The sequence below is a fragment of the Capnocytophaga sp. oral taxon 332 str. F0381 genome (assembly GCF_000318275.2).
Lineage (GTDB): Bacteria > Bacteroidota > Bacteroidia > Flavobacteriales > Flavobacteriaceae > Capnocytophaga > Capnocytophaga bilenii.
In genome coordinates this window covers 12,112-35,873 of the sequence record NZ_KB291282.1, presented here as the reverse complement: position 1 = coordinate 35,873, position 23,762 = coordinate 12,112, and the positions used below count along the sequence as shown (strand labels likewise).

Here is a 23,762-nt window from a genome sequence, read left to right as displayed (position 1 = left end):
CGGCTGCGCCAGCTCGCCGACTTTCCTTCGGTGATCGTTCGCTTATCCTTCGCTAAACCTTCGTCACATACTCGGCTGTGCCAGCTCGCCGACTTTCCTTCGCTCATCGTTCGGTGAAGATAGGTATTAAGGAAACTGCAAAAAGGCTGTTCAACTATGGGTTGATGGTTACGATTTTACCTTCGCGGCGCACTACAATCTTTTGGTTATTCTTGCGTTTTTCGGCAATCATTCGCTCATAAGCAAGGTCTAAACCTTTTAAAAGTTTTTCTTCTAATATATCTTTTTTAGCTTCTTTCTTTTTCATAGCTGTTTTTCATTTGATTATAAAGGTCTGTATTATAAATTATTTCTTTCTCTCCTTTGTATTTCTTTGCAATAGGAGTACGTTCTCCTTCTGAATTATCAAAAATATAGCAAATATCTACCATATCCATATAGATAGCAAAGAGATTGGCAATCCCGTTATGATACCTTCTTTCAATGGTTTGTGAGGAAATGCTATGCCCTCCTTCGGCAACCCGCTGAGCAACCCGCTTTTTAGCCATATTGGGCGAGTCCAACCAAAAGAACAACAAGGTAACCTCATAGCCATTAGCTTGTGCCCATTCTATTTTTTGCTTATAGCTTTTAGTAGCCAAAGTAGTTTCAAAGGCAAAAGTTTCTCCTTTTTGCAATAGTTCGTCCATACGAGCCAGCATTATTCTGCCAGCTTGCATAGCTACGCTTTCGGGCTGGAGTGGTTTTTTCCCGCACCATTACAACCTGCTATGATATAGAGTTTTGAGAAGTTAGGCATCATTAAAACTATTTCTTAGTTCCTCTTTTGGGTTTTTAAAGTGTTTTTATTTCATTACCTAAAACAGTAATTACTTGATTGTTGGAAATAGGTCGCAAATCTATTTTGGGTGAATATTCGTTTACTATTTTTTGAGTACCTTCCTTAAAAGGAAAGTTCAAATAATGAGGTAAAACGTAAAAATCTACCAAATGTAATCCTGAATAATCAGTGAGTTCAGGAGCTTTTTTGGGCTCATCTATATCACTAACAAATTCAACAGTAGGACAGGCAATGACAGAACCTGCTGAAGTACCTATGTACAACTTTCCATTATTAATTTGTTCTATAAGTAGCTTGTCAGCCCCTTTCTTTTTTAGTTCTTGCATTAGGTAGAATGTATTCCCTCCAGAGATAAAAATATAATCATTTCTCTCTAATGCTGTGGCTATTTCTTCGGTTGTAGCGGTAGAAACTTCTAATTCTTCTATGATAAGACCTAATTTTTCAAAGGCTTTTCTATCGTCATCTACATAAAAACGCACTTCTTCTACCAAACTTGCTGTTGGAATAAATGCTAGTTTCTTTCCTTTTACGGGTTCACCTGCAAAATCTTCAAATAATTTTGCTACTGAACTGAATGATGAGGTTAAAAATAATTTTTTCATTTGTGTTAATTATCCTAATTTTTTGGCGTCGTCTAAAAATTGTGCTAAGCCGCTATCGGTAAGGGGGTGTTTAAGGAGTCCGATGATTGCCGAAAGAGGAGCAGTAATGACATCGGCTCCTATTTTAGCGCACTCAATGATGTGCATCGTATGGCGTACTGAAGCTGCCAATATCTGCGTTTGGAAATTATAATTGTCGTAAATCAGGCGTATCTCTTCTATAAGCGAGAGTCCGTCTGCAGAAATGTCATCGAGTCTGCCAATGAAAGGCGATACATAAGTAGCACCTGCTTTGGCAGCTAAAAGCGCCTGACCTGCCGAAAATACGAGCGTACAATTGGTGCGTATCCCTTTGTCGGTAAAATATTTGATAGCTTTAATGCCGTCTTTTATCATCGGTACTTTCACTACAATCTGTGGGTGAAGGGCGGCAAGCTCCTCGCCTTCGCGCACAATACCTTCAAAATCGGTGGCAATTACTTCGGCAGAAACATCACCTTCTACAATGGTACAGATGTCGGTGTAGTGTTTCAGTATTGCCTCTTTGCCCGTGATGCCTTCTTTAGCCATCAATGAAGGGTTGGTAGTAACCCCGTCTAATACGCCCAAATCTTGAGCTTCTTGAATTTGCGATAAGTTCGCTGTATCTATAAAAAATTTCATATTACTTAGGTTTTTAATCTGCTAATTGATAGTGTTTCATCAGCATTTGCTCGTAGCGTTTGCTGGGTAAAAGTCGTTTGAGGACTATTGAAAATTTCTGCAAGAAACTACCTTGCTTATAATGCACTTTGGGGTGCTTGGTTTGTATTACTTTTAGTATTTTTTCTGCCATTTCTTTCGGGTCGCCCCCACTATCTACGTGCTCGTTCATCAGGCGAAGCTGTTTGTCATACACCTCAGCATAAGGCGAATCGCTCTTTATGGGGGCGTGATAACGGCGCGAGGCAATATCGGTAGCATAATCACCGGGGGAAATAGTGCATACTTCTATACCAAAGGCTTTTACCTCCATACGCAAGGCTTCGGTCATCAGTAATAATGCTCCTTTGCTGGCAGAGTAAGCGCCTCTGAAAGGTAAGCCCATATAGCCCGCAATAGAGGCAATGTTGATAATACGTCCGCTTTTTTGCTTTCGCATTGTAGGTAGTACCCGTTGTATGACTGCGATTGCGCCGTAAAGGTTAGTAGCAAAAACGTTGTGCAGTTGCTCGGCGGGGAGCTCTTCTACCGCACCTGTAATACCTACCCCTGCATTGTTGATGAGGATATCAATACGCCCTGCCTCGCTAAGGATTTGCTGTACCGCTTCTTTGATGGATGTTTCGTTGCGCACATCCATAGGTAATAGCCGAAAAGGCAAGTTTTTATCGTTGATATTGCGAGCCGTGCCATATACCAAATACCCTTTGGCGGCGAGCAATAGGGCGGTTTCTTTACCTATACCCGAAGTCGCCCCTGTAATAAGCACTACTTTAGGGTCTAACTGATTGCTATTGGTTATTGCCATAGGTTTGTTTTAAATGGAGTGCTGTACCCTGCTAAAGTCCAAAGCTTCAAAATCTTCTTTCCCTATAAGAAAATTCACCGAATCGTTATCTCTGCAATGAATGCCTACTTTTTCATCGGTATCGATACGCAGTAATAGTATTTTGGGCAAGCCATTGTTGTCTATAGCCTCAACCATATCTTCTACATCGCTATAGCCTCCTATACGATGTACTCTCGGCGAGGGAGGTAATAATTTTCTGAGTTTTTCTTCTACCCTTTCAGGTAAAAGACGAAAATGATCTCTTCGCTCGCCAAAGTGGTTTTGCCATAGGGGCAACAATGAATGATTAAAGCGTAGGTTTTCATAAGAGAATGTATCAATCCCTTTGTTAAAACTTAGCCGATACGCCTGTGTAGAGGCAAAAGGTAAAGGTTTCCCTTCAAACTGATATACCTGCTTAAAATCATCGTAGTTTGTAGCCTCATCTAAGGTAGGATAATATATAACGCGTTGTGTATTGGGCGAATAAGGATTGTATTGGTTGCCGCAGTACTTGCCATTGGCAGCTACCCATATTTGCAACAAGCCTTTTTTAGGATAGATACTATTTTCGGGCAACTGCTCACAATTGATTTGCGCCAACATAAATAGCGGCTTACCATTACGCGCTGTAGGCAGTGCAGCCCCTTGGGGCAAGTAAGGAACACCCCCAAACTTACTATCGGTAATTGCCAAATCGGTAGAGGGCTGCGCCTCTATATGTATTACCTCACGAGCCGTTGCCGCTTTTACTGCTTCGGCAAAGTTTTCCAGCCTTATTAGCTGCTTCTCTGTCAATCCATCTTCACCATCGCCAAATATTTTTTCTATCCATTGCCATATTCCCATAAGCTCTATATTTTAAAACTGAAAATTGTAATATACCTCTGTAAAATCACATTCTGCAAGTTCTTCTTCCTTAATAAGAAAAATCCCTACCCCTTCTACCCAATCTATGCCCAATTCATCATCACAATCTATTTGCAATAGCGGAAAAGTGCGGAAATCTTCAGTAGAATAATTGCCATACTCAGTTTCCTCTCCATAACCCCCTAATTTGTTTCCTTGTCCGCTAGGCAGAAAATCGTCAAGGGCTTCATCGGCTTCATCAGATAAGCCATACAAGAAAGGAAGATTGGTGCCAAATTTTTCATTCCATTTTTCTATAAAAATAGGGTGATAGCACGAAAGCAGAGAGCTCACCACTTCGGTATCTTTAGTAAAGTGCATAGCAAATTCTTTTGATTTTTTCAAAGGCATACACCCATCATAAAAATTATATTCTGCTTGAAAATTCTCAAAGGGAGTTGCCTCAGTAAGCGTAGGGTAATACAACACCCTGCGACTATCATCGCCAAAGGGGTCATCACTTTCGTAACGACTACGAAGTCCTTGGTTGTATTCCTCTACATATTTTTTATCGGGGATTCTTATCCAAAACTGCAAGAGCCCTGTTTTAGGATAAAAGTTATTTTCGGGCAACTGCTCACAGTTAATTTGCGCTATCATAAATAGCGGTTTGCCATCTGAAGTTTTGGGCAAACTGCCTTCTTTAGGAATATAAGGTACCCCTCCCACTTTGCTATCAGTAACAGGCAAGCCCTTAGCAGGCGAAAGCTCATACCTAATCACCTCACGCCTTGTACGCTCAAGTACCTCATCTATTAAATTCTCTACTTGTTCTTTAGTAATATCCATAAGAATTTGCAAATTTGCAGATTAGAATATGTCATTCAAATTTATTTGGAGTTCGGGAAACGTCTCTGGACTTACTACACTCCCTGCAAAAAGCGGACGTAGGACGGTATATTTGCCGTTTTGCAACACAAACCTATCCAACTCTTTTTCTTCAGGACGCACTACCCAATATTCGGCTACTTGAGCCTCTTCGTAAAGAACTAACTTTTTATTCAATTCTTTTTCGGCATTGCTAGGCGATACAATTTCTAATACCCAGTCTGGAGCTCCATAGCAACGTTTGCCATCAGCCAGCTTCTCAGGATCACATACTACACAAAGATCGGGTTGTAAAACAGTATTATCTGTGCCCTCTTTAGAAGGAAGTACTACATCAAAAGGAGCAGTGAATAGCTCGCAAGGCTTTCCTATGAAATAATTGCCTAACAATAGCGTAAGCCTGCGTGATATACGCTGATGATCAATAGAAGGGGCAGCCATTTTAAACAACTTCCCTTTGAAAAGCTCTACCCGCTCTTCAAACTTCCACAACAGATATTCTGCGTAGGTATAAAGCCCGTTAATAGGGTCTAACTGATTGATATTGGTTACCATTTTCGAATTGTTAATTTGACAATTTGCTAATTTGCTAATTGGTCATTAATATATTTCCCTTCTTCGCAAAAATGTGCTAATTTATTTTTGATAAACGCCTGTACCTTATCCTTTACGTTTTCAGGATATAGCAAGTGTACATTAGCGCCCGCATCGAGGGTAAAACACAGCGGCACTCCCGTATCTTTGCGATACTGCCATACCCGCTGAATCACTTCCAAAGTATTGGGACGCATCAGTATAAAATACGGAATACTGGTTTGCATCATAGCGTGGAGGGTGAGTGCTTCACTTTCTACTATTTCAATGAATTTTTCAACATCTCCTCTTTGCAAACAATCTGATAGAAGTGTAATGTTGCGGTTGGCTTGCTCAAAACGCGCCTCAGCAAAAGGATGACCGTGCATTAAATCGTGCCCTACAGAGCTACTGACTTGTTTTTTACCTCGGTCTATCAGCAGTATAGTATCTTGATAGGTAGTAAATATTTGGTGAATAGGGTAAGGAAATTGAATGCCATATTCATCGTTACTACCTTCAATATCTGGGTGTTTGCCCCATACAACAACATTTCCTTTCACACTGCGGCAAGCGCTTCCCGAGCCCAAACGAGCTAATACAGAAGCTTTTTGCCAAAATTCATCTTCGGTATAGGTGTTGCCTATTTCTTTGGCTACCTGCATCAGGCATACCGATAGTGCTGCCATACTGCTCGCCGAGGAAGCTATCCCACTACTATGCGGAAATGAATTGTGAGAATGAATCGTAAAATGATAGTCTCTAAGAAAATCTAAATAAGGTTCTATTCTGCTGAAGAAGGTTTCTATTTTTGGGCGAAAGTCTGGCTTAAGCTCATTATCGAGGTAGAAGTCGAATGAAAAATCTTTTGCAGGTACATTGAGTTTTTGGTATGCTACGGAAGTTTCGGTATAGCAATTGGTAAGAGTAAAGCTAATAGAGGGGTTAGCAGGCAGCTGACCCTTTCTTTTTCCCCAGTACTTCACAAGGGCTATATTACTTGGAGCTTTGAATGTAATCATTTAGTCGTTAGTCATTAGTCGTTAGACGCTAGCTGTTAGTCGTTAGAGGGTTAACGGCTAAAATTCAGGGTTACCAGCTATTCTTAAGGCTTCATTAGCTTGTGCTAATTTTTCAGGGAAAAGTACCTTATTAGCATATTTATCCAACGAAGGGTCTGGTTCTAAAAGCACATAATGAGGTGTTGCTTTAAGCACTTTCCTTGTTGTTTTCTCTACAATAGTTTTTAAATCTTTTTTCTCTTCTGTACTCATAGTTGTTTATTGTTTTTTCGTTTTAAAACAAAACCCTGACAGTTGATATTAGGGTAAAAGTCTTTCCATTCACCATTTTGCCAGCAGCGCAGCGTGAAATCACTTTCAACAATAGATAAATATTTTGCAATAATTATCCTATATAACCTTGTTCTTGTAGGTGAACTACCTGTTATATACACCCATTTATCAGGAAATTCTTCAGTAAAAACATAAATAATGGAAATAATAGTAGCTAATACCTTTTCCATATCTCCATTATCAGAAACAATTTTATCATCTATTTCGCCAGTAATAGGATTTTCATCTCCAAAACCTAAATTATAGACATTCATTAAATTTGTTTCCTGAAACTTTACCATTTTGTATATACAGCCTCTCTTCCCTTCACTTACAAACTCATAAATATGCTTTGTTTCATCAGGCAAAACATCATATTTTGGTAAATTCATTAGTTAAGTTGGTTTTATAAATTGTTTTATAGTGTGGCTATAGTAACTAACCACTATCTTACTTTTCTGTTCAACACTAAGTCGAGGTACAGATTTACGGTGTCTTTTAGCTGTTTTCTATTGACGATAAAATCTAAGAAGCCGTGTTCTAGTACAAACTCAGCGGTTTGGAAGCCTTCAGGCAAATCTTGTCCTGTGGTATCTTTCACTACACGAGGTCCGGCAAAGCCTATAAGCGCGCCTGGTTCGGCAATATTGATATCGCCAAGCATTGCAAATGAAGCGCTAATGCCCCCCGTAGTAGGGTCGGTGCAAAGTGAAATATATGGCAATTTGGCTTCGTCTAACTGAGCTAATTTGATAGATGTTTTTGCCATTTGCATCAGTGATAGTGCTGCTTCCATCATACGTGCTCCCCCCGATTTAGAAATCATCAAGAAAGGCAATTTATGCTTAATGGCATAGCTAATAGCACGACATATTTTTTCGCCAACAACGCTTCCCATTGAGCCCCCAATGAAAGCAAAATCCATACACGCAATTACTAATGGTAATCCTTTAGAGTTACCTACAGCGGTACGCACTGCATCTTTTAGATTTGTTTTTTGTTCGGCTTCTTCCAATCGCACTTTATACGATTTGGTATCCACAAAGTCTAAAGGGTCTTTAGAAGACATATTAGCATCAAGCTCTTTAAACTCATTATTATCAAAAAGTATTTGAAAATACTCCTTACTTCCTATACGCACGTGGTAGTCGTCTTCAGGGCTTACGTAATAATTTGTAGCCAATTCATCTTGCTCAACGATTTTACCGCTTGGCGATTTAAACCATAATCCCTTTGGGATATCCTTTTTCTCTTCAGTAGAAGTTTGAATTCCTTTTGCTGTTCTTTTAAACCAAGACATAAGATAATTTGTTTTGCTTTTTAGAATGCAAAGATATAAAATATTTTTTAATTAACAATTTTTTCAGTATCTTTGCCTTACGCAATCTTTTAAAATACAAGCTCTATGAAATTTGCCTATTTTACAAACCTTTATTCTCCCGAAGAATTTAAGACTTCCTGCCTTATCAAAGATTTTATACAATTCTTAGGCAATAAGAATCACAATAGTTATCTACCTTATCAAATAAACCTTTATCATTCGCACACTTGCTTTTTTTCTCACCTTAGCATCGGCAACCAAAAGGTAGAGGCTCACTTCCAATTACAAAGTCTCAAACTGAATTATGCTATCCAAATATGGAACATTGCTTGCAAACTTGTGGAAGAAAAATACCCTCATTACCTAAAGTACCAATGGGTAAAACAAAAAGCACCTCACCTAAAGCTAACTTTTACCGATAAGCACAGAGCTGCTGCCGAGCAGTACTTTTGGGAGACGCTTATAGCCCTTTGCGAAAGTCCCATTATAAGCAGCAGTGAGAGGGTACACTTTGGCAAAGATAATGATAATAGATTGTTAGTAAGTATAGTTTTAGACGAAGATGACCTGAATAGTGCGGTTTGCCAAAAAGTAAGCGACCAATATAAATATGGCAAAACACATTATCCGCTTGAGGTTCACCAAAAAAGCTATTCCTTTGAGGAGATAAAGCACTATTTTATACACTGCAATCACAATATAATAAGTTTGCTAAACGCTAAAGAAAGTATCGCCCCACTTACGGGTGCCGAGCGCAAACTCTTTGAGGGGGTTGATAACCTTAGTTGGGATACTATACAGCAGGCTCTTGCCCAAGGGGCTAACATCAATGCAGTGAACAACAATGGCGAAACCGCTTTTTGTGAGCTATTCGCCACCGCAGTTCTTATGCTTGAGGACAATCCTACACTTGATAAAAACCAACTCATAGCACAAACTATTGATATTGCCGACAAAATGATTGCTATGGGTGCTGATATTGATTATTTTGGTTTTGAGGGCATCAATGCCCTGATGCACACCTCGTATCAGCACCAACCCACCCTAATGAAATATCTTCTTGATAAGAGTGCTAACCCTAACATCAATTATTTTGCTTTTGAAGGAGATACAGCCACCTCAAGTGTTTTAGACAATCTCTGTTATGACGAAAATCACAGCGATATTTCTCCTTCTGAAAAAGAAGAAATATCGCTGTGTATTGCCTTGCTTAAAAATGCAGGTGCTGTGTTTGAATAGTAATCGCTTTTATTGTTTATGAATCAATATCTTTTTTTGTAAAGATATTTGCCTAATTCTTCAGTAGTAATAAAAAAATGTTGGTATCCTTTTTTGGTAAGGCTATCAATAAGTACTTGGTCTTGTGTCCAAATTTTATGTTTATATTGTAAATATAATGCTATGAAGGGGTAATCGTCTTCGTCTATATCCTCTACAATTGTAATAGCTTTTTGGATGTTCTTTTTGCTTAGGGTGCTTAAAGCGATGATTTTTACATTTTCTAAAATGCACATTAATTCGGCTAACAATTGCTTTTTAGTTTTTACATTCTTTATTCGCTTACAAATGTCATCTAAATGCTCTTTTACTTCTTCTATAATATAGTCGGGGGCTAAGAACTGTAAGTTTTTATCTTTCAGTATAGTAGCTATATAACCATTAGGAGTTATTAAAGCACTATAGAAAATATTACTATCGGCAATTACAGTCATATTTTATTTTTTTGTGAAGGTAAAATTATATTTTTTTCTTTAGCCAAACGGGCTGCAACTTTCTTATTAGTTTTTTTTGATAAACTCATTATAAAATCATAATGCTCATCATCTTCTGTTGTTGCAGGTTCAGCCTGAACTATTTTTTCGGGTGTATCAAACTCTATAAAATTGAGAGTTTTTGCATATGCTATAAAGGCTAATGCAGGAGCACTATTTCCTTTTACTTTAAATGAAAATTCAACCATTTTGTCTTTGTCTATTATTTTGTGCAAATATACGAAATAATTATTAATGTTTAGTGGGGAATTATGAATTCGCGATTATGAATTCGCGATTATGAATTTTGAATTGGGCACAAGCTGCAGGCTGGCGCAGGTGCAAAGTGTATGTGGCGTATAAAAAACTTTGGCAAACTCTGAAAGTTTGCCAAAGGGTGTAACGCAGAGTGTGGGCACAAGCTGCAAGCTTGCGCCAGCTCGCGTGGGCGATTATCCTTCGTCACATACTCAGCTGCGCCTGCTCGCTGACTTTCCTTCGCTGATCCTTCGCTCATCCTTCGCTAAACCTTCGGTGTTGTTAGCTGATGGATTAGGCTGATGACTAAAAATAAAAATTTAACATTATGGATTGTGAAATTTAACACTATTTTAACAATGGGGGGGGGGAATTTTACCTATCTTTGCAAAGATTTTACAATGGGAGTTGGGAGAATTATGATGAATTTTGAATTATGAATTTTGAATTGGGCACAAGCTGCAAGCTTGCGCCAGCGGGATAACTCATTTATTTGCTTTTTGAGTTCCCCTCTTTTTGCGCCTTCATCATCTATTCTATTTTGCTTACAAGAGGGGATGGGGATTAGCAGACGTTTTACTGTAAAACGCTCTGCTTTTCTTCGTTATGGCGGGCTTCCATCGTACTTATGACTTCTTTTAAATGGGCGACATCGGCTTCTAAAGCGGCTATCTTTTGGTAATTGGTAACGGGGTCGAGGAACTCAAAGGAAAGATGCATCTTGCACTCCCACACTTCTTTTACTTCGGATAAATGTACTGAAATATGAGGATAGGTGCGATTGTCGCTCTTGCAATATAATGTGCCGTATTTTTCAATGCTATTAATCACTCGCTTGACGATAATACCATCATTTTGGGTAACAACTACATATACGCGATTGCTGGTGAGGCTTTGCCAATCTTCGACAAACTTACCGACTACATAACTGCCGTCTTGCAGGGTGGGAAACATAGACAAACCGCTTACTTGAAACATACGATAGGTGCCATTGCGCAGTGTGGGCAAACTATAGGTGGGGAGGGTTTCGATAAAAGAACAATCGTCATAGCCGCTTAAATAGCCTGCTTGGGCATAGACGGGCACTAGGGGGATGCGTTCCTCATCTTGGTCGTCTACTACTACGACTTTGGGCATTAGGTCTTTACCCTCTACTCGCACGGGGGGGATTACTTCTACTTTGGGTGTGGTGCTTAGCGTTTTATTTTTTAGCATAGTGCCTTTGCCTGTAATAAGCCATTCTAAATTGAGATTAGGGTATTTCTCTAATACTAAGTTCAGTTTATCAATCCCTATACTTTTAGAAATGCTGTTTACATAGCCGTTGGATGCGCCTATTTCTTTTTCAAAAGCGGCTGCAGATAAGCCTTCTGCTTCTATAAATCGTTTGATGCGTTCTTTTACACTCATTACCAATTCAGTATAAATTATATTAAAAATATTAGAGAATTTCTTTGTAATAAATTTGGAAGATAAAGAAAAACTCTATACCTTTGCCCTGTAAATCTACAGTTGATTTAGGGCGCAAAGATAGTGATTATTGGGGAATTATGAATTGTAAATTATAATGTGCGATTTGCACCAATTAAAAAAATGATAAAAATAGATGAAAACAACCGAGAAAACCATCAGAAGAATGAGTGCCTCTGCTGCGACAGCAAGCACACAGGCACACCACTTGCGAGGACAAAACTTGCGCGAACGCAACAAGGCGGTGATAGAAGAGTTTAACAAGCACGATGCGCGCTACATTCCTATTACGGTAATATGGCGAGAGTTTATTTACCCTAAATTCTTTATCTCACGGCAAACGCTGTACCGCATCTTAAATGCTGAATTTGGCGAAGACAAATTGGCTAATTGACAAATTATTACTATCTTTGTCGCCTAAATAACTTTTTCTTTTTTTACTTTTCACTTATATGAACTGGATAACCGTAAAAGAATACGAAGATATTACGTATAAAAAATGTGATGGTGTAGCGCGTATTGCTTTCAACCGTCCTGAGGTGCGCAATGCTTTTCGCCCTAAAACTACTGCCGAACTGCTCGATGCGTTTAAAGATGCTTATGAGGATATCAATATAGGGGCGGTATTGCTTTCTGCCGAAGGTCCTTCGCCTAAAGATGGTGTGTGGAGTTTTTGCAGTGGTGGCGACCAAAAAGCGCGTGGGCACCAAGGCTATGTGGGCGATGATGGCTATCACCGCCTGAATATTCTTGAGGTGCAACGCCTTATTCGCTTTATGCCCAAAGTGGTGATTGCGGTAGTGCCCGGTTGGGCAGTGGGGGGCGGACACTCATTGCATGTAGTATGCGACCTTACCCTCGCTAGCAAAGAGCACGCTATTTTTAAGCAAACTGATGCCGATGTAACGAGTTTTGATGCGGGTTATGGCTCGGCTTACCTCGCTAAAATGGTGGGGCAGAAGAAAGCCCGTGAAATTTTCTTCTTAGGGCGCAACTATTCTGCGCAAGAGGCTTTCGAGATGGGTATGGTAAATGCGGTAGTGCCTCACGATGCGCTTGAAGCAACTGCTTTTGAGTGGGCGCAAGAGATAATGGCAAAATCGCCTACTTCTATAAAAATGCTTAAATTTGCAATGAACCTCACTGATGACGGTATGGTAGGTCAGCAGGTATTTGCAGGTGAAGCGACTCGCTTGGCTTATATGACTGATGAGGCGAAAGAAGGGCGCGATGCGTTCCTTGAAAAGCGCAAACCTAACTTTGAGAAAAAATGGATTCCTTAATAATTTGCTAATTGGCTAAATTGAATATTATGACTGAAAAATTTGTTTTACAAGAAGACGCTCAGGGGAATATGAACCCTATATTGCCCGAAGGAGTGAAAAACTACCTCATAGACATAGATGGTACGGTGGGCGAAGATATTCCTAACGAAGAACCTGAACGTATGGCGACTGCCGCGGTTTTTCCGGATGCGCTGGCACAAGTAAATAAATGGTATGACGAGGGACACGTAATTTACTTTTTTACTTCGCGTACCGAAGCGCATCGCGAGGTTACTGAGCGATGGCTAAAAGAAAACGGCTTTAAGTATCACGGCATTATCTTTGGTAAGCCTCGTGGGGGTAACTATCATTGGATTGATAATCACGTGGTGAAGGCGACTCGCTACAAGGGCAAATTCACCGATTTGGTGCTTAAAGAGGAAACGGTAGAGGTGTTTAATGATTAGGAAATTAGAGAATTAGCAAATTAGAGAATTGGGAAATTAGGAAATTATTTTTAAAATGAAAGAAGCTATTAAAAATAAGATAAAAAGATGGTTAATTGGTATAGATAGTCAAGAAAACTTACCTAATGATATTGTGGCTCTGAATTTTAACATCTCAGAACCCTATGAATTAGAGCTTATAGGTTCTTCTTGGTATGATGATGAAGACCCTGATTGGGCTTGCGAAGACGATTTTGTACCCGATGATTGCTTTTTACCTTTAGATGAAATACCTGAAGAAGTTCATTGGGAGCAAGTACTCTCAATGATTACTGAAATTCTTAAAGAAATAGTAGCTGAAAATAGTATTAAACTCTTTAACGTACAACATATAGCTATAGGTTTTGTAGATGGCGATTTACAAATGGTAAAATAAGCTACAAACCATACGACTCACACTAAATTTACTAATTTACTAATTTGCTAATTTTCAAATTGGAACAGTATGATAAAAACAATGGCGGAACTCTCAGCACAGGGCGAAACTCCCGAAGTACTTTTCTGGGTGGGCTGTGCTGGTAGTTTTGATGATCGCGCAAGGCGCATTGTCAAGGCTTTTGCTCACCTGTTAGAAAAGGCAGGGGTGCGCTTTGCTGTGCTTGGCACCGAAGAGAGCTGCACTGGCGACCCTGCCAAGCGTGCCGGCAATGAGTTTCTTTTTCAGATGCAGGCAATGATGAATATAGAGGTGCTCAATAGTTACCAAATTACTAAAATAGTAACCACCTGTCCGCATTGTTTTAATACGATTAAAAACGAATACCCTGCACTGGGGGGTAATTACGAAGTGATGCATCACACCCAATTGCTTAAAAAATTGATAGATGAAGGACGCCTTACAATAGAAGGTGGTACTTTCAGAGGCAAGCGCATTACCTTTCACGACCCTTGCTACCTTGGCAGGGCTAACAAGGTGTACAATGCGCCGCGCGAGATATTAGAGCGTTTGGAGGTTGATTTGGTAGAGATGAAAAAGAACCGAGCTCGTGCTTTATGCTGTGGTGCTGGAGGTGCGCAGATGTTTAAAGAAGCTGAAAAAGGTGATAAAGAAATAAACGTACTCCGCACCGAGCAGGCTATGGAAACAAAGGCTGAAATCATCGCTACCGCTTGTCCGTTTTGTAATACGATGATGTGCGATGGTGTAAAACATAAAGAAGGGACGCTAAAAGTATATGATATAGCGGAATTACTTTATGAAAATTCAAAATAAAATGAAAAAATATTTAACCACTCTCTTTTTATCTTTTGCGATGTTTTCTTTTGCGCAGCAAACTCCTGCGGTGAAAGATACTATTGCTAAAGGTGCAACTAAAACTGATACTACTGAAAAACCTGAAAAAACTCCTGAAGAAAAACGTGCTGAAGAGTACGCTAAACTGATAAAAAAAGGAGGATTGGAACGCAATGGGCTGTTTACCGTAAGAAAAATAGACGATAAATGGTACTTTGAGGTAGCTGATAGTCTGCTAAATCGCTACTTATTATGCGTTACAAGGCTTAAAACAGCTCCGCAGCAGTTTGGGATGTATGCCGGCGAAAAGATTAACGAGCAAACTCTCTTCTTTCAGCAAAAAAACGAAAAAACTCTTATCTTGCGTTCTTACCTCAATACGCAAGTAGCCGACAGCACCAATAACATCTACACCGCAGTAACGAATTCGAGCAGCAATCCTGTGGTAGCTACTTTCAACGTAATTGGTAGGAATCCGCAGAACAAAAATCAGTTGATAGACGTTACAGATTTTTTTAAGCAGGATAATAGTGTTACGGGCTTGCTTTCAAAACTTAAAACTGATAAAAAGATAGGTGCTATTGTAGCGGCTCAATCGTTTGTAGACGACTTGCGTGCCTACCCGATGAATGTGGAGGTGCAGACCCTAAAAACGTATGGTGCCTCGCCTAGTAACATACCCGATGCCAATAGGGTAGGGGCTATTTCTTTTGAACTCAACACCTCAATAGTACTTTTGCCCAAAGTGCCTATGCAAAAACGCCTTTTTGACAGCAGAGTGGGCTTCTTTGCTACGCGCTTTATCAAATTTGCCGATGACCAACAGCGCACACAAACAGAAAGTTATATACATCGTTTCCGCTTAGAACCACGCAAAGAAGATGTGAATAAATACCTTAGCGGTCAGCTTGTAGAACCTAAAAAGCAAATCGTTTTTTATATAGACCCTGCTACTCCTAAACAATGGCAAAAGTATCTTATACTGGGCGTAAATGATTGGAATGTAGCCTTTGAAAAGGCTGGTTTTAAGAATGCCATTGTAGCCAAAGAGTGGCCTAACGACCCTGCGATGAGCCTAGAAGATGCGCGCTTCAACGTAATACGTTATCTTCCTTCTGAAATCAGCAATGCTTATGGTCCTAATATTGCCGACCCACGCAGTGGGGAGATTATAGAGTGCCACGTGGGGTGGTATCACAATGTGATGAAATTACTGCAAGAATGGTACTTGATACAAGTGGGTGCAGTAGATAAACGCGCGCGCAACTTGAAGCTAGACGAAGCACTAATGGGCGACCTTATTAGGTTTGTATCATCACACGAAATAGGGCATTGTCTTGGTTTGCGCCATAATATGGGGGCAAGCAGCCAAACACCTGTAGAGAAACTTCGCGATAAAAAATGGGTAGAGGCACACGGGCATACCGTATCTATAATGGATTATGCTCGCTTCAACTACGTAGCCCAGCCCGAAGACAACATTGGTACTAAAGGACTTTATCCGCGCATAGGCGACTACGATAAGTGGGCTATTGAGTGGGGGTATCGCTATTACGGAAATCGGTATAAAAATGAATTTGACGAGCAAGAAGCCTTAGCGGCTACTACTACCCAGCGCCTTACGGCTAATCCTCATTTGTGGTTTGGTGGCGAAGGGCGTGGCGAAGACCCACGAGCGCAAACGGAAGACTTGTCGGACAATGTGATGAAAGCCAATACCTATGCGCTGAAAAATCTCCGCTATGTAGTGAGCAACCTTCACGAGTGGATGAAAGAACCTAATGACAAATACGACTACTTAAGCAGTATGCACAAGTCGGCAGTGTTGCAATACAATAGATATTTGAATCACGTACTTAAACACATCGGTAGTCGCTATATAGGGGTGATAGGTAGTGCTGAGGTGTATCAGCCTGTACCTAAAGAAGTTGTAAAAGAAGCAATCGCTTACGTAGATGCACAAGTTTTTGAAGCCCCCTTGTGGCTTTATCCGCAGGCTATCACTAATAAGATAGGCAGTAACGTAGAAAAGGAAATCGCTGATATGCAAAACAATGCTCTAAATATAATGCTCAATAATGTGGTGCTTTACAAGCTCTATACGCAAAGTTTAGCTTCGCCCAAGGCTTACCTTTTAGATGAATATCTCGCTGATGTTTTTGCGGCTGTTTGGAAACCATTAAACAACAGCGAAGCCCAGCAAAATGCTTTGAGGCGCGGGTTACAACGCTCTTATTTGGCAAAAATAGATGATCTTATCAATCCTAAAGAGCAGGCTGCAACTGCTGCTAATAGCAACGGAGCGGCTTCGGCATCGAGTACCGCAGTGGGCAATTCGGATGTACGCTTATATGCGTTACAACATTTGGACAAGATAGCCGATTATCTGAAAACAGCACAGCAGCAAGAGGCACAGCCCCTAAACAAGCTTCATTACCAACAACTTCTTAAAGAAATAGAACGTATAAAAGATCCTAAGAAATAATATGTTACGATTCAATGCCCTTACCGAAAGTCAGCGCCGCCAGCCTATAGCGGTAGCCGAAAATGGCAAACGCTCAGAGCTATTTGCCGTAAATGTATTTAACGAAGCCGCTATGCGCCAAGCGATGACGCGAGAGGCTTTTGAAAGTGTGATGAATGCTATTCGCTATGGCGAAAAGATAGACCGCCGCGTAGCCGACCAAGTGGCGGCGGCGATGCGCGATTGGGCGATTAGCAAAGGGGCTACCCACTATACGCATTGGTTTCAGCCTCTTACGGGCGGTACTGCCGAAAAACACGATGCTTTTTTTGAGCCAGTGAGCCGCGATAGAGCTATAGAACGCTTTGGAGGGGGGCAGCTTGTACAACAAGAATCGGACGCATCGAGCTTCCCCAACGGAGGGATTCGCAATACCTTTGAGGCACGCGGCTACACTGCTTGGGATCCTACTTCGCCACCTTTTGTTTATGGGACTACCCTTTGTATCCCTACCATATTCATTTCGTATACGGGTGAGGCTTTAGATAATAAAACGCCTTTGCTAAAGGCACTTACAGCTATAGATACAGCCGCTACTGAGGTGGCGCGCTATTTTGATAAAAACGTAAACAAGGTAACCGCTACGCTTGGCTGGGAACAAGAATACTTTCTGGTAGATAAAACCCTTGCTTACTCTCGTCCCGACTTGATGATTGCAGGGCGTACTCTTTTGGGGCATCAGGCAGCTAAAGGGCAACAGCTGGACGACCACTACTTCGGTTCGATACCTGAGCGCGTGCTTAGCTATATGCGCGATTTAGAACACGAGTGCTTGCTGCTGGGTATCCCTCTAAAAACACGCCATAATGAGGTGGCACCTCACCAATTTGAGTTTGCTCCTATTTTTGAAGAAACTAACCTTGCAGTAGACCAAAATGCGCTGCTGATGGACGTGATGCGCAAGGTTGCCGACCGCCATAGCTTTGTAGTGCTATTTCACGAAAAGCCATTTGCAGGCGTTAACGGTTCGGGTAAGCATAACAATTGGTCGTTGGCTACTGATACGGGTATAAACCTACTTGCCCCCAGTCGTACCCCTATTAAGAACCTACAGTTTCTTACTTTTTTCATTTGTACTATCAAGGCTGTTTGCCAATACGAACCCCTATTGCGTGCCTCAGTAGCTTCGGCTACCAATGACTATCGCTTGGGTGCCAACGAGGCTCCGCCTGCTATTGTATCTGTATTTATAGGCGAACAACTCACCAAGGTACTCGATGCTTTAGAAGTGGCTTCTGAAGAACTTTCGCAAGAAGAAAAAACAGACCTTAAGCTGAATGTGGTAGGCAAAATACCCGACCTTTTCTTGGATACTACTGACCGCAATCGCACTTCGCCTTTTGCCTTTACAGGTAATAAATTTGAGTTTCGTGCAGTAGGTTCAAAAGCTAATTGTGGCAGACCTATGATGGTGCTCAATACTATCGTAGCAAAACAGCTTACCGACTTTAAAAAAGAAGTGGATGCGCTCATAGCTAAAGGAATGAAGAAAGAAGACGCTATCTTCAAAGTGTTGCGCAGCTATATCAAAACGTCTAAAAAAATACGCTTTGAGGGTGATGGCTATAGCAAGCAGTGGGAAGATGAGGCTGCAAAACGCGGACTTTCTAACCATAAAACAACTCCTGAAGCTCTCAAAGAAAACATTACTGAAAAAGCTATTGCTCTTTTTGAGGAAATGGGAGTGCTTAACCGTGTAGAGCTAATGGCGCGCTACGAAATAGCTTTAGAAGAATACGTAAAAACGGTGCAGATAGAATCTCGTGTACTGGGTGATATTGCTCGTAACCATATTGTACCAACAGCGGTTCGCTATCAGAATACACTTATTGAAAACGTAAAGGGGCTGAAAGAGATTTTTGGAGAAAGCTATCAGGAGGTAGCTGCCGAGCAGTTGGAGCTTATACGCCATATTTCTGAACACATCAAGGTCATTCACAGCAAAACCGATGCGATGATAGAAGCGCGTAAGCGGGCGAACCACTTGCCTAATTTTGAAGAAAAAGCTCATAGCTATTGTCACGAAGTAAAACCTTTCTTTGATGAAATACGCTACCACTGCGACAAGCTCGAAATGATGGTAGATGACGAACTCTGGACACTCACCAAATACCGCGAGCTGATGAGTTAGTGGTTTGCAAGTGTTGTGTAAAAGAATTAATCATTAATCGTTGATTATTAAACATTATTTTGTATCTTTGCCCCATTGTTTAACTATAAAAAGTAGATAACTAATGAAAAGAATCCTTAACAGTTTGCTGTTCAAAGTGTTTTGTGGTATCGTCATCGGTATCATCATCGGCATTTTTAACATTGAATGGCTTAACCGATTGCTCCTCACTTTCAAGGGGCTTTTTGGTAATTTTTTAGGCTTTACAATTCCTCTCATTATGATGGGACTTATTATGCCTGCTATTAGCGACTTGGGTAAAAACTCAGGTAAATTGCTACTTATAACGGTAGCTATCGCTTATGCCTTCACGCTCTTCTCAGGGTTCTCTACCTATTTTGTGAGCGATGCACTATTCCCGTCTCTACTACAAGGCGAACAGCTCAAAGTACTCGAAGAGCAACAAGCCTCTACTCTCACCCCCTATTTCTCTTTAGATATGCCCCCTATCACGAGCGTGATGACCGCTTTGGTATTCTCATTTATCGTAGGGATAGGGCTCTCATTCCGTGAAGAATCAACCCTTAATTCTGTAGTAAAAGAATTTGGCGACATTGTGAAATGGCTCATTACCAAAGCCATTATCCCTGTGCTTCCTTACTATATATTAGCTATCTTTGCCGAAATTACTTTCTCAGGACAAGTAGTATCTATTATCAGTGTATTCTTCAAGCTCATAATAATACTATTTATAATGCACATAGTGCTATTGTTTATACAGTATGTTATCGCAGGAGGTGTAGCAGGGCGCAATCCTTTCAAAGCGCTGCTTACAATGCTACCTGCCTATGCTACTGCTTTGGGTACTTCCTCTTCGGCAGCTACTATTCCCGTATCGCTACGCCAAGCCCTAAAGATGAACATCTCACAACGCATCGCAGGCTTTGTAATCCCTCTATGCGCTACTATCCATTTATCGGGTAGTACGATGAAAATCACCGCTTGTGCCCTTGCCCTGATGATGCTACAAGGAATGCCTTATAACTTTGAACTCTTTGCAGGCTTTATACTGATGCTAAGTGTGATAATGGTAGCCGCACCAGGTGTACCAGGAGGTGCAATTATGGCAGCTTTGGGCATACTTAATTCTATATTAGGTTTTGATGAAAAACTACAAGGACTGATGGTTGCTCTTTACATTGCTATGGATAGCTTTGGTACTGCTTGCAACGTAACAGGTGATGGTGCTGTTGCTCTTATTATTGATAAAATAGCTAAAACAAAGGATTAAGTTGTTAGTTGTTAACAATAAAAAAACTGCCTTACGGGGCAGTTTTTTTTGTTATTACTTGAGGTTTAATTACTAAGCCAAATCCTTCCCTATATCTCTTCGGAAGTAAGCCCCCTGAAACGCTATTTTGCTGATGCTTTCGTAGCTTGTAGCCAAAGCCTCTTGGAAAGTATTACCCAAAGAGGTAATTGCTAGTACCCTACCGCCATTGGTAAGCAGTTGCTCGCCTTTCAGCGTAGTACCTGCGTGATATACAGTACTTTTAGTTACCAGTTCAGTACCACTGATAACCTTTCCTTTTTCGTATTCTTCAGGATACCCCCCCGATACCATTACTACGGTAGTAGCGCTTTCTGGGGTTACTTTTAGTTCTTGTGAAGCCAAAGAGCCGTTGTAAAGCGACTGAAATAGCGGTACTAAATCGCTTTCTATACGGGGCAATACCACTTCCGTTTCGGGGTCGCCCATACGCACGTTGTATTCTATCACGTAAGGCTCACCATCCACTTTTATAAGTCCGATAAATACAAACCCTTTATAAACGATGCCCTCCGCTTGTAGTCCGTTGATAGTAGGTTTTACGATGCGTTCTTCTATCTTCTGCATAAAAGCAGCATCGGCAAAAGGCACCGGCGAAACTGCCCCCATACCACCGGTGTTGAGCCCAGTGTCGCCTTCACCAATACGCTTGTAATCTTTAGCGGTAGGCAATATTTTGTAGTCTTTTCCATCGGTCAGTACAAAGCAGCTAAGCTCTATACCTTTGAGGAACTCTTCAATTACAACTTTGGTGCTGGCTTGCCCAAATTTAGCATCAATAAGCATACGGCGTAGTTCGGCTTGTGCTTCTTGTAGGTCTTCGAGAATTACTACCCCTTTGCCTGCAGCCAATCCGTCAGCTTTAAGCACGTAAGGAGCTTTCATTGTACTGAGGAACGCACAACCCTCCTCAACAGTTTCCTTAGTAAAACTCGCATATTTAGCCGTAGGAATATTATGGCGCACCATAAACTCTTTGGCAAATTCCTTGCTGCCTTCCAAGGTAGCTCCACGTTGTGAAGGACCTATTACTTGCACGTGAGCGAGTTCTTTGTCGTTTATGAAGAAATCGTACACACCCTTCACCAAAGGGTCTTCAGGACCCACTACCAGCATTGCAATCTCTTTTTCGAGTACAAAGGCTTTCAGTGCAGGAAAATCAGTAGGGCTAATAGCCACATTGGTAGCTACGGAGTGAGTCCCCCCATTCCCAGGGGCGATGTAAAGCTGGTCGCAAAGCGGACTGCTGTGTAGTTTTACGGCAAAGGCGTGTTCACGACCGCCAGAGCCAAGAATCAGTATGTTCATTTTTATTGATTTGTCAATTACTAATTTTCTTATCGGCTAATTTTACAAATAGGTATCGGTTGCATTTTGTGTTGGTTAGCACGATTTAGGCGGGTGTATATCTCAAATACTTCGCGCTCTCTGCCTGTGAAGGCTTCAGCGGTATGCCCTTGTTCGGTTTGCAGCATAGCCCATTCCAGTTCGTCATAAGTAGCTTTTAGCTGGTCTTCATCGCTGCGGTCATCGCCAAACAAGCCATCTGAAGGTTTGGCTTGCAATATAGAAGCAGGAATGCCAAGATATGCCCCCAGCTGATAAACCTCACTCTTCATCAAGTCGGCTATAGGACTGATATCTACGCCCCCATCGCCGTATTTGGTAAAGAACCCTACGCCAAAATCCTCTATCTTATTGCCCGTGCCCACTACCAATCTACCTTCTAAACCAGCGAAGTAGTAAAGAGTCGTCATTCGCAAGCGCGCACGAGTATTAGCCAAAGCCATTTCGCGAGTTGAGGCTTCCGTAGGCGGCAAGGCAGCTACTAAGGTATCAAAAGTAGGAGTAAGATCAACCGAAAGAGCCGTTACATTAGCGAAATGTTGCCGTAAAAAGTTTATATGCTCTTGCGACCTGCTCACGTGAGTCGCCGCTTGGTGTATAGGCATTTCGAGGCAAAGAGTAGGCAAGCCCGTACGCGCACAGAGAGTAGAGACCACCGCCGAGTCCACCCCCCCCGATACACCTATTACTAAGCCCTTTACGCGAGCGTTTTCGGCATAGGTTTTTATCCAATGAGTGATTTGAGAAGCTATTTTTTCCATACGATTTTAAAAAATATCATTAGTGTTTATTCTAAGGGTTGGAAATTTTACAGAGGTAATCACCCCGCCCTCTACAATAGGCGCAAGCCCGCGGTATTTGCCATTGTCTAATACAAAGATATTCACTTCTTTATTAGAAGGGCGCACTATCCAATATTCCGCTACTCCTGCTTCTTCATACAAGCAAAACTTATCGCTCAAATCGCGTTGTGCGTTGCCTGCCGAAAGTATTTCAACAACCAAATCAGGAGCACCTAAGCAACGTTTGCCATCGGCTAATTTCTCAGGGTCGCATACCACACACAAGTCGGGCTGTACAACACTATCTTCTTTGCCTTCTGCATTAGGAAGTACCACATCAAAAGGAGCCGCAAATAGTTCGCAAGTCTTTCCTTTGAAGAAATTATAAAGTTCGCCCGACAACTTGCGAGATACCCTCTGGTGAGGTATCGCAGGGGCGGGACTCATCTTAAAAATCTTCCCTTTCAGCAACTCTATGCGCTCTTCTATTTTCCAAAGGAAATAATCAGCGTACGTATAAAGTCCATTTACGAGGTCTAACTGATTGATATTAGTAACTTCCATTAGTATTCAATTTAAAAATGATGTTAGGGTACCCCCTTACGATAGAAAACTAACTATAGCATCGCCGTTTTTGGCAGCTGCGGCAAAGAATTGCTGTAGGTTCTCAAAATGAGACTTCAGATAAGCAAAATCATCTTCGTCCCATTCCAATGAAGGATAAAGTTCCTCATCGGCAGCCATTTCTTCCTGATTGTAGTTTTCTCTTAGCTTAGCTTCGGTAATAGAGCCAAGTCGCTTACTGAGGGCAGCCACTTGCACAGGGGTAATATAGTGAGCAGGACCATATCCGTAGAGGTTAGACTCCTCGTCAAAAAGCTGCCCGCTAAAGAAAAGCCGCGATACATCATCGTCCTCGTCCTCTTCGTAGCCAGATACGAAAGCGAAGCCCGTAAGCAAGTACATAATGCCGCTCCACGCCTTGTCTACATCAAACAAACGCTCATTAGGTTCTTCAGCCTCAAAAATTGCCTGAAGGTCTTCTTCAAGAGCCTGAGGTTCTTTTAGATACTTATCAAACTCCGCTTTAGGTACGCGGAGGAAGTTCATAACCATACCCATAATATTATATTTTAGTATTGAAAGCACAAAGATACAAAATAATTATTAATTGATTGAATGTTTAATGATTAATTTTTGACCTCCCCCAATTCCCCCGCTGGCGCAAGCTTGCAGCTTGTGC

27 protein-coding genes and 1 pseudogene are annotated in these 23,762 nt (G+C 41.2%); 9 read left to right on the top strand and 19 right to left on the bottom strand.

Annotated features, from left to right (window positions below):
• Nucleotides 1-154 precede the first annotated feature (154 nt).
• The 12 genes and pseudogenes from HMPREF9075_RS13455 to accD form a co-directional block, all read right to left on the bottom strand.
• On the bottom strand, nt 155-307 hold the full coding sequence (locus HMPREF9075_RS13455) for a hypothetical protein (RefSeq protein WP_009415142.1): 153 nt from the start codon (nt 305-307) through the stop codon (nt 155-157).
• Nucleotides 288-799: pseudogene (locus tag HMPREF9075_RS03590) on the bottom strand (zeta toxin family protein). Before HMPREF9075_RS03590 ends, HMPREF9075_RS13455 begins: the two are co-directional and overlap by 20 nt.
• A gap of 35 nt (nt 800-834) precedes the next feature.
• On the bottom strand, nt 835-1,446 hold the full coding sequence (locus tag HMPREF9075_RS03585; RefSeq protein WP_009415140.1) for a peptidase E: 612 nt from the start codon (nt 1,444-1,446) through the stop codon (nt 835-837).
• A 9-nt stretch (nt 1,447-1,455) separates the two neighbouring features.
• Entirely contained in the window at nt 1,456-2,109 is a 654-nt protein-coding gene (gene fsa / locus HMPREF9075_RS03580; protein WP_009415139.1) for a fructose-6-phosphate aldolase, read from the bottom strand.
• 13 nt (nt 2,110-2,122) lie between these two features.
• Nucleotides 2,123-2,956, bottom strand: coding sequence for an SDR family oxidoreductase (locus HMPREF9075_RS03575; RefSeq protein WP_009415138.1), 834 nt, complete (start codon nt 2,954-2,956; stop codon nt 2,123-2,125).
• Between the two features lie 9 nt (nt 2,957-2,965).
• Nucleotides 2,966-3,826, bottom strand: coding sequence for a YwqG family protein (locus HMPREF9075_RS03570; RefSeq protein WP_009415137.1), 861 nt, complete (start codon nt 3,824-3,826; stop codon nt 2,966-2,968).
• A gap of 12 nt (nt 3,827-3,838) precedes the next feature.
• Nucleotides 3,839-4,675, bottom strand: a complete 837-nt coding sequence (locus HMPREF9075_RS03565; protein ID WP_009415136.1) for a YwqG family protein — start codon at nt 4,673-4,675, stop codon at nt 3,839-3,841.
• Nucleotides 4,676-4,696: 21 nt separating this feature from the next.
• Nucleotides 4,697-5,269, bottom strand: coding sequence for a Uma2 family endonuclease (locus HMPREF9075_RS03560; protein ID WP_009415135.1), 573 nt, complete (start codon nt 5,267-5,269; stop codon nt 4,697-4,699).
• A gap of 26 nt (nt 5,270-5,295) precedes the next feature.
• Nucleotides 5,296-6,309 (bottom strand): diphosphomevalonate/mevalonate 3,5-bisphosphate decarboxylase family protein, encoded by a 1,014-nt coding sequence (locus tag HMPREF9075_RS03555; RefSeq protein WP_009415134.1) that lies wholly within the window; start codon nt 6,307-6,309, stop codon nt 5,296-5,298.
• Between the two features lie 57 nt (nt 6,310-6,366).
• Nucleotides 6,367-6,561 (bottom strand): hypothetical protein, encoded by a 195-nt coding sequence (locus HMPREF9075_RS03550; RefSeq protein WP_009415133.1) that lies wholly within the window; start codon nt 6,559-6,561, stop codon nt 6,367-6,369.
• Nucleotides 6,558-7,013, bottom strand: coding sequence for a hypothetical protein (locus tag HMPREF9075_RS03545; protein WP_009415132.1), 456 nt, complete (start codon nt 7,011-7,013; stop codon nt 6,558-6,560). Before HMPREF9075_RS03545 ends, HMPREF9075_RS03550 begins: the two co-directional genes overlap by 4 nt.
• Nucleotides 7,014-7,066: 53 nt before the next feature.
• Nucleotides 7,067-7,921 carry an acetyl-CoA carboxylase, carboxyltransferase subunit beta gene (gene accD / locus HMPREF9075_RS03540; RefSeq protein ID WP_009415131.1) on the bottom strand — a complete coding sequence of 285 codons (855 nt, stop codon included), beginning with the start codon at nt 7,919-7,921 and terminating at the stop codon, nt 7,067-7,069.
• A 105-nt stretch (nt 7,922-8,026) separates the two neighbouring features.
• Here accD and HMPREF9075_RS03535 point away from each other — a divergent pair, with 105 nt between their 5' ends.
• Nucleotides 8,027-9,181, top strand: coding sequence for an ankyrin repeat domain-containing protein (locus tag HMPREF9075_RS03535; RefSeq protein WP_009415130.1), 1,155 nt, complete (start codon nt 8,027-8,029; stop codon nt 9,179-9,181).
• A gap of 23 nt (nt 9,182-9,204) precedes the next feature.
• Here the strand turns inward: HMPREF9075_RS03535 and HMPREF9075_RS03530 are convergent, their stop codons facing one another.
• The 3 genes from HMPREF9075_RS03530 to HMPREF9075_RS03515 all read right to left on the bottom strand — a co-directional run bounded on the left by HMPREF9075_RS03530 (nt 9,205) and on the right by HMPREF9075_RS03515 (nt 11,361).
• Complete coding sequence (locus HMPREF9075_RS03530; RefSeq protein ID WP_009415129.1) at nt 9,205-9,654, bottom strand: PIN domain-containing protein; 450 nt, start codon at nt 9,652-9,654, stop codon at nt 9,205-9,207.
• On the bottom strand, nt 9,651-9,902 hold the full coding sequence (locus HMPREF9075_RS03525) for a hypothetical protein (RefSeq protein ID WP_009415128.1): 252 nt from the start codon (nt 9,900-9,902) through the stop codon (nt 9,651-9,653). Before HMPREF9075_RS03525 ends, HMPREF9075_RS03530 begins: the two co-directional genes overlap by 4 nt.
• A 625-nt stretch (nt 9,903-10,527) precedes the next feature.
• Nucleotides 10,528-11,361 (bottom strand): helix-turn-helix transcriptional regulator, encoded by an 834-nt coding sequence (locus tag HMPREF9075_RS03515; protein WP_009415125.1) that lies wholly within the window; start codon nt 11,359-11,361, stop codon nt 10,528-10,530.
• A gap of 196 nt (nt 11,362-11,557) precedes the next feature.
• Here HMPREF9075_RS03515 and HMPREF9075_RS03510 point away from each other — a divergent pair, with 196 nt between their 5' ends.
• The 8 genes from HMPREF9075_RS03510 (at nt 11,558) to HMPREF9075_RS03475 (ending at nt 20,351) form a co-directional block, all read left to right on the top strand.
• Nucleotides 11,558-11,815, top strand: a complete 258-nt coding sequence (locus HMPREF9075_RS03510) for a hypothetical protein (protein ID WP_009415124.1) — start codon at nt 11,558-11,560, stop codon at nt 11,813-11,815.
• 58 nt (nt 11,816-11,873) lie between these two features.
• Nucleotides 11,874-12,704, top strand: coding sequence for a 1,4-dihydroxy-2-naphthoyl-CoA synthase (locus HMPREF9075_RS03505; RefSeq protein WP_009415123.1), 831 nt, complete (start codon nt 11,874-11,876; stop codon nt 12,702-12,704).
• A gap of 29 nt (nt 12,705-12,733) precedes the next feature.
• Nucleotides 12,734-13,153, top strand: a complete 420-nt coding sequence (locus HMPREF9075_RS03500) for a hypothetical protein (RefSeq protein WP_009415122.1) — start codon at nt 12,734-12,736, stop codon at nt 13,151-13,153.
• Nucleotides 13,154-13,208: 55 nt separating this feature from the next.
• The gene (locus HMPREF9075_RS03495) at nt 13,209-13,568 is read left to right on the top strand and encodes a hypothetical protein (RefSeq protein ID WP_009415121.1); all 360 of its coding nucleotides are present in this window, start codon (nt 13,209-13,211) and stop codon (nt 13,566-13,568) included.
• A gap of 69 nt (nt 13,569-13,637) precedes the next feature.
• Complete coding sequence (locus HMPREF9075_RS03490; protein ID WP_009415120.1) at nt 13,638-14,405, top strand: (Fe-S)-binding protein; 768 nt, start codon at nt 13,638-13,640, stop codon at nt 14,403-14,405.
• 1 nt (nt 14,406) lies between these two features.
• Nucleotides 14,407-16,911 carry a zinc-dependent metalloprotease gene (locus tag HMPREF9075_RS03485; protein ID WP_034556724.1) on the top strand — a complete coding sequence of 835 codons (2,505 nt, stop codon included), beginning with the start codon at nt 14,407-14,409 and terminating at the stop codon, nt 16,909-16,911.
• 1 nt (nt 16,912) lies between these two features.
• The gene (locus tag HMPREF9075_RS03480; protein ID WP_009415118.1) at nt 16,913-19,081 is read left to right on the top strand and encodes a glutamine synthetase III; all 2,169 of its coding nucleotides are present in this window, start codon (nt 16,913-16,915) and stop codon (nt 19,079-19,081) included.
• A gap of 103 nt (nt 19,082-19,184) precedes the next feature.
• The gene (locus HMPREF9075_RS03475) at nt 19,185-20,351 is read left to right on the top strand and encodes a dicarboxylate/amino acid:cation symporter (protein WP_009415117.1); all 1,167 of its coding nucleotides are present in this window, start codon (nt 19,185-19,187) and stop codon (nt 20,349-20,351) included.
• Between the two features lie 72 nt (nt 20,352-20,423).
• Here HMPREF9075_RS03475 and purD read toward each other — a convergent pair whose 3' ends face one another.
• The 4 genes from purD to HMPREF9075_RS03455 are packed head-to-tail and all read right to left on the bottom strand — an operon-like array spanning nt 20,424 to nt 23,641.
• The gene (gene purD / locus HMPREF9075_RS03470; RefSeq protein ID WP_009415116.1) at nt 20,424-21,698 is read right to left on the bottom strand and encodes a phosphoribosylamine--glycine ligase; all 1,275 of its coding nucleotides are present in this window, start codon (nt 21,696-21,698) and stop codon (nt 20,424-20,426) included.
• 29 nt (nt 21,699-21,727) lie between these two features.
• Nucleotides 21,728-22,498, bottom strand: a complete 771-nt coding sequence (gene nadE / locus HMPREF9075_RS03465) for an NAD(+) synthase (RefSeq protein ID WP_009415115.1) — start codon at nt 22,496-22,498, stop codon at nt 21,728-21,730.
• Nucleotides 22,499-22,504: 6 nt separating this feature from the next.
• Complete coding sequence (locus HMPREF9075_RS03460; RefSeq protein ID WP_009415114.1) at nt 22,505-23,083, bottom strand: Uma2 family endonuclease; 579 nt, start codon at nt 23,081-23,083, stop codon at nt 22,505-22,507.
• Nucleotides 23,084-23,119: 36 nt separating this feature from the next.
• Nucleotides 23,120-23,641, bottom strand: coding sequence for a YfbM family protein (locus HMPREF9075_RS03455; RefSeq protein WP_009415113.1), 522 nt, complete (start codon nt 23,639-23,641; stop codon nt 23,120-23,122).
• Nucleotides 23,642-23,762 lie beyond the last annotated feature (121 nt).

Coding starts and splice junctions, on each gene's coding strand:
- HMPREF9075_RS13455 (WP_009415142.1), bottom strand. CDS start 307: ATGAAAAAGAAAGAAGCTAAAAAAGATATATTAGAAGAAAAACTTTTA.
- HMPREF9075_RS03585 (WP_009415140.1), bottom strand. CDS start 1,446: ATGAAAAAATTATTTTTAACCTCATCATTCAGTTCAGTAGCAAAATTA.
- fsa (WP_009415139.1), bottom strand. CDS start 2,109: ATGAAATTTTTTATAGATACAGCGAACTTATCGCAAATTCAAGAAGCT.
- HMPREF9075_RS03575 (WP_009415138.1), bottom strand. CDS start 2,956: ATGGCAATAACCAATAGCAATCAGTTAGACCCTAAAGTAGTGCTTATT.
- HMPREF9075_RS03570 (WP_009415137.1), bottom strand. CDS start 3,826: ATGGGAATATGGCAATGGATAGAAAAAATATTTGGCGATGGTGAAGAT.
- HMPREF9075_RS03565 (WP_009415136.1), bottom strand. CDS start 4,675: ATGGATATTACTAAAGAACAAGTAGAGAATTTAATAGATGAGGTACTT.
- HMPREF9075_RS03560 (WP_009415135.1), bottom strand. CDS start 5,269: ATGGTAACCAATATCAATCAGTTAGACCCTATTAACGGGCTTTATACC.
- HMPREF9075_RS03555 (WP_009415134.1), bottom strand. CDS start 6,309: ATGATTACATTCAAAGCTCCAAGTAATATAGCCCTTGTGAAGTACTGG.
- HMPREF9075_RS03550 (WP_009415133.1), bottom strand. CDS start 6,561: ATGAGTACAGAAGAGAAAAAAGATTTAAAAACTATTGTAGAGAAAACA.
- HMPREF9075_RS03545 (WP_009415132.1), bottom strand. CDS start 7,013: ATGAATTTACCAAAATATGATGTTTTGCCTGATGAAACAAAGCATATT.
- accD (WP_009415131.1), bottom strand. CDS start 7,921: ATGTCTTGGTTTAAAAGAACAGCAAAAGGAATTCAAACTTCTACTGAA.
- HMPREF9075_RS03535 (WP_009415130.1), top strand. CDS start 8,027: ATGAAATTTGCCTATTTTACAAACCTTTATTCTCCCGAAGAATTTAAG.
- HMPREF9075_RS03530 (WP_009415129.1), bottom strand. CDS start 9,654: ATGACTGTAATTGCCGATAGTAATATTTTCTATAGTGCTTTAATAACT.
- HMPREF9075_RS03525 (WP_009415128.1), bottom strand. CDS start 9,902: ATGGTTGAATTTTCATTTAAAGTAAAAGGAAATAGTGCTCCTGCATTA.
- HMPREF9075_RS03515 (WP_009415125.1), bottom strand. CDS start 11,361: ATGAGTGTAAAAGAACGCATCAAACGATTTATAGAAGCAGAAGGCTTA.
- HMPREF9075_RS03510 (WP_009415124.1), top strand. CDS start 11,558: ATGAAAACAACCGAGAAAACCATCAGAAGAATGAGTGCCTCTGCTGCG.
- HMPREF9075_RS03505 (WP_009415123.1), top strand. CDS start 11,874: ATGAACTGGATAACCGTAAAAGAATACGAAGATATTACGTATAAAAAA.
- HMPREF9075_RS03500 (WP_009415122.1), top strand. CDS start 12,734: ATGACTGAAAAATTTGTTTTACAAGAAGACGCTCAGGGGAATATGAAC.
- HMPREF9075_RS03495 (WP_009415121.1), top strand. CDS start 13,209: ATGAAAGAAGCTATTAAAAATAAGATAAAAAGATGGTTAATTGGTATA.
- HMPREF9075_RS03490 (WP_009415120.1), top strand. CDS start 13,638: ATGATAAAAACAATGGCGGAACTCTCAGCACAGGGCGAAACTCCCGAA.
- HMPREF9075_RS03485 (WP_034556724.1), top strand. CDS start 14,407: ATGAAAAAATATTTAACCACTCTCTTTTTATCTTTTGCGATGTTTTCT.
- HMPREF9075_RS03480 (WP_009415118.1), top strand. CDS start 16,913: ATGTTACGATTCAATGCCCTTACCGAAAGTCAGCGCCGCCAGCCTATA.
- HMPREF9075_RS03475 (WP_009415117.1), top strand. CDS start 19,185: ATGAAAAGAATCCTTAACAGTTTGCTGTTCAAAGTGTTTTGTGGTATC.
- purD (WP_009415116.1), bottom strand. CDS start 21,698: ATGAACATACTGATTCTTGGCTCTGGCGGTCGTGAACACGCCTTTGCC.
- nadE (WP_009415115.1), bottom strand. CDS start 22,498: ATGGAAAAAATAGCTTCTCAAATCACTCATTGGATAAAAACCTATGCC.
- HMPREF9075_RS03460 (WP_009415114.1), bottom strand. CDS start 23,083: ATGGAAGTTACTAATATCAATCAGTTAGACCTCGTAAATGGACTTTAT.
- HMPREF9075_RS03455 (WP_009415113.1), bottom strand. CDS start 23,641: ATGGGTATGGTTATGAACTTCCTCCGCGTACCTAAAGCGGAGTTTGAT.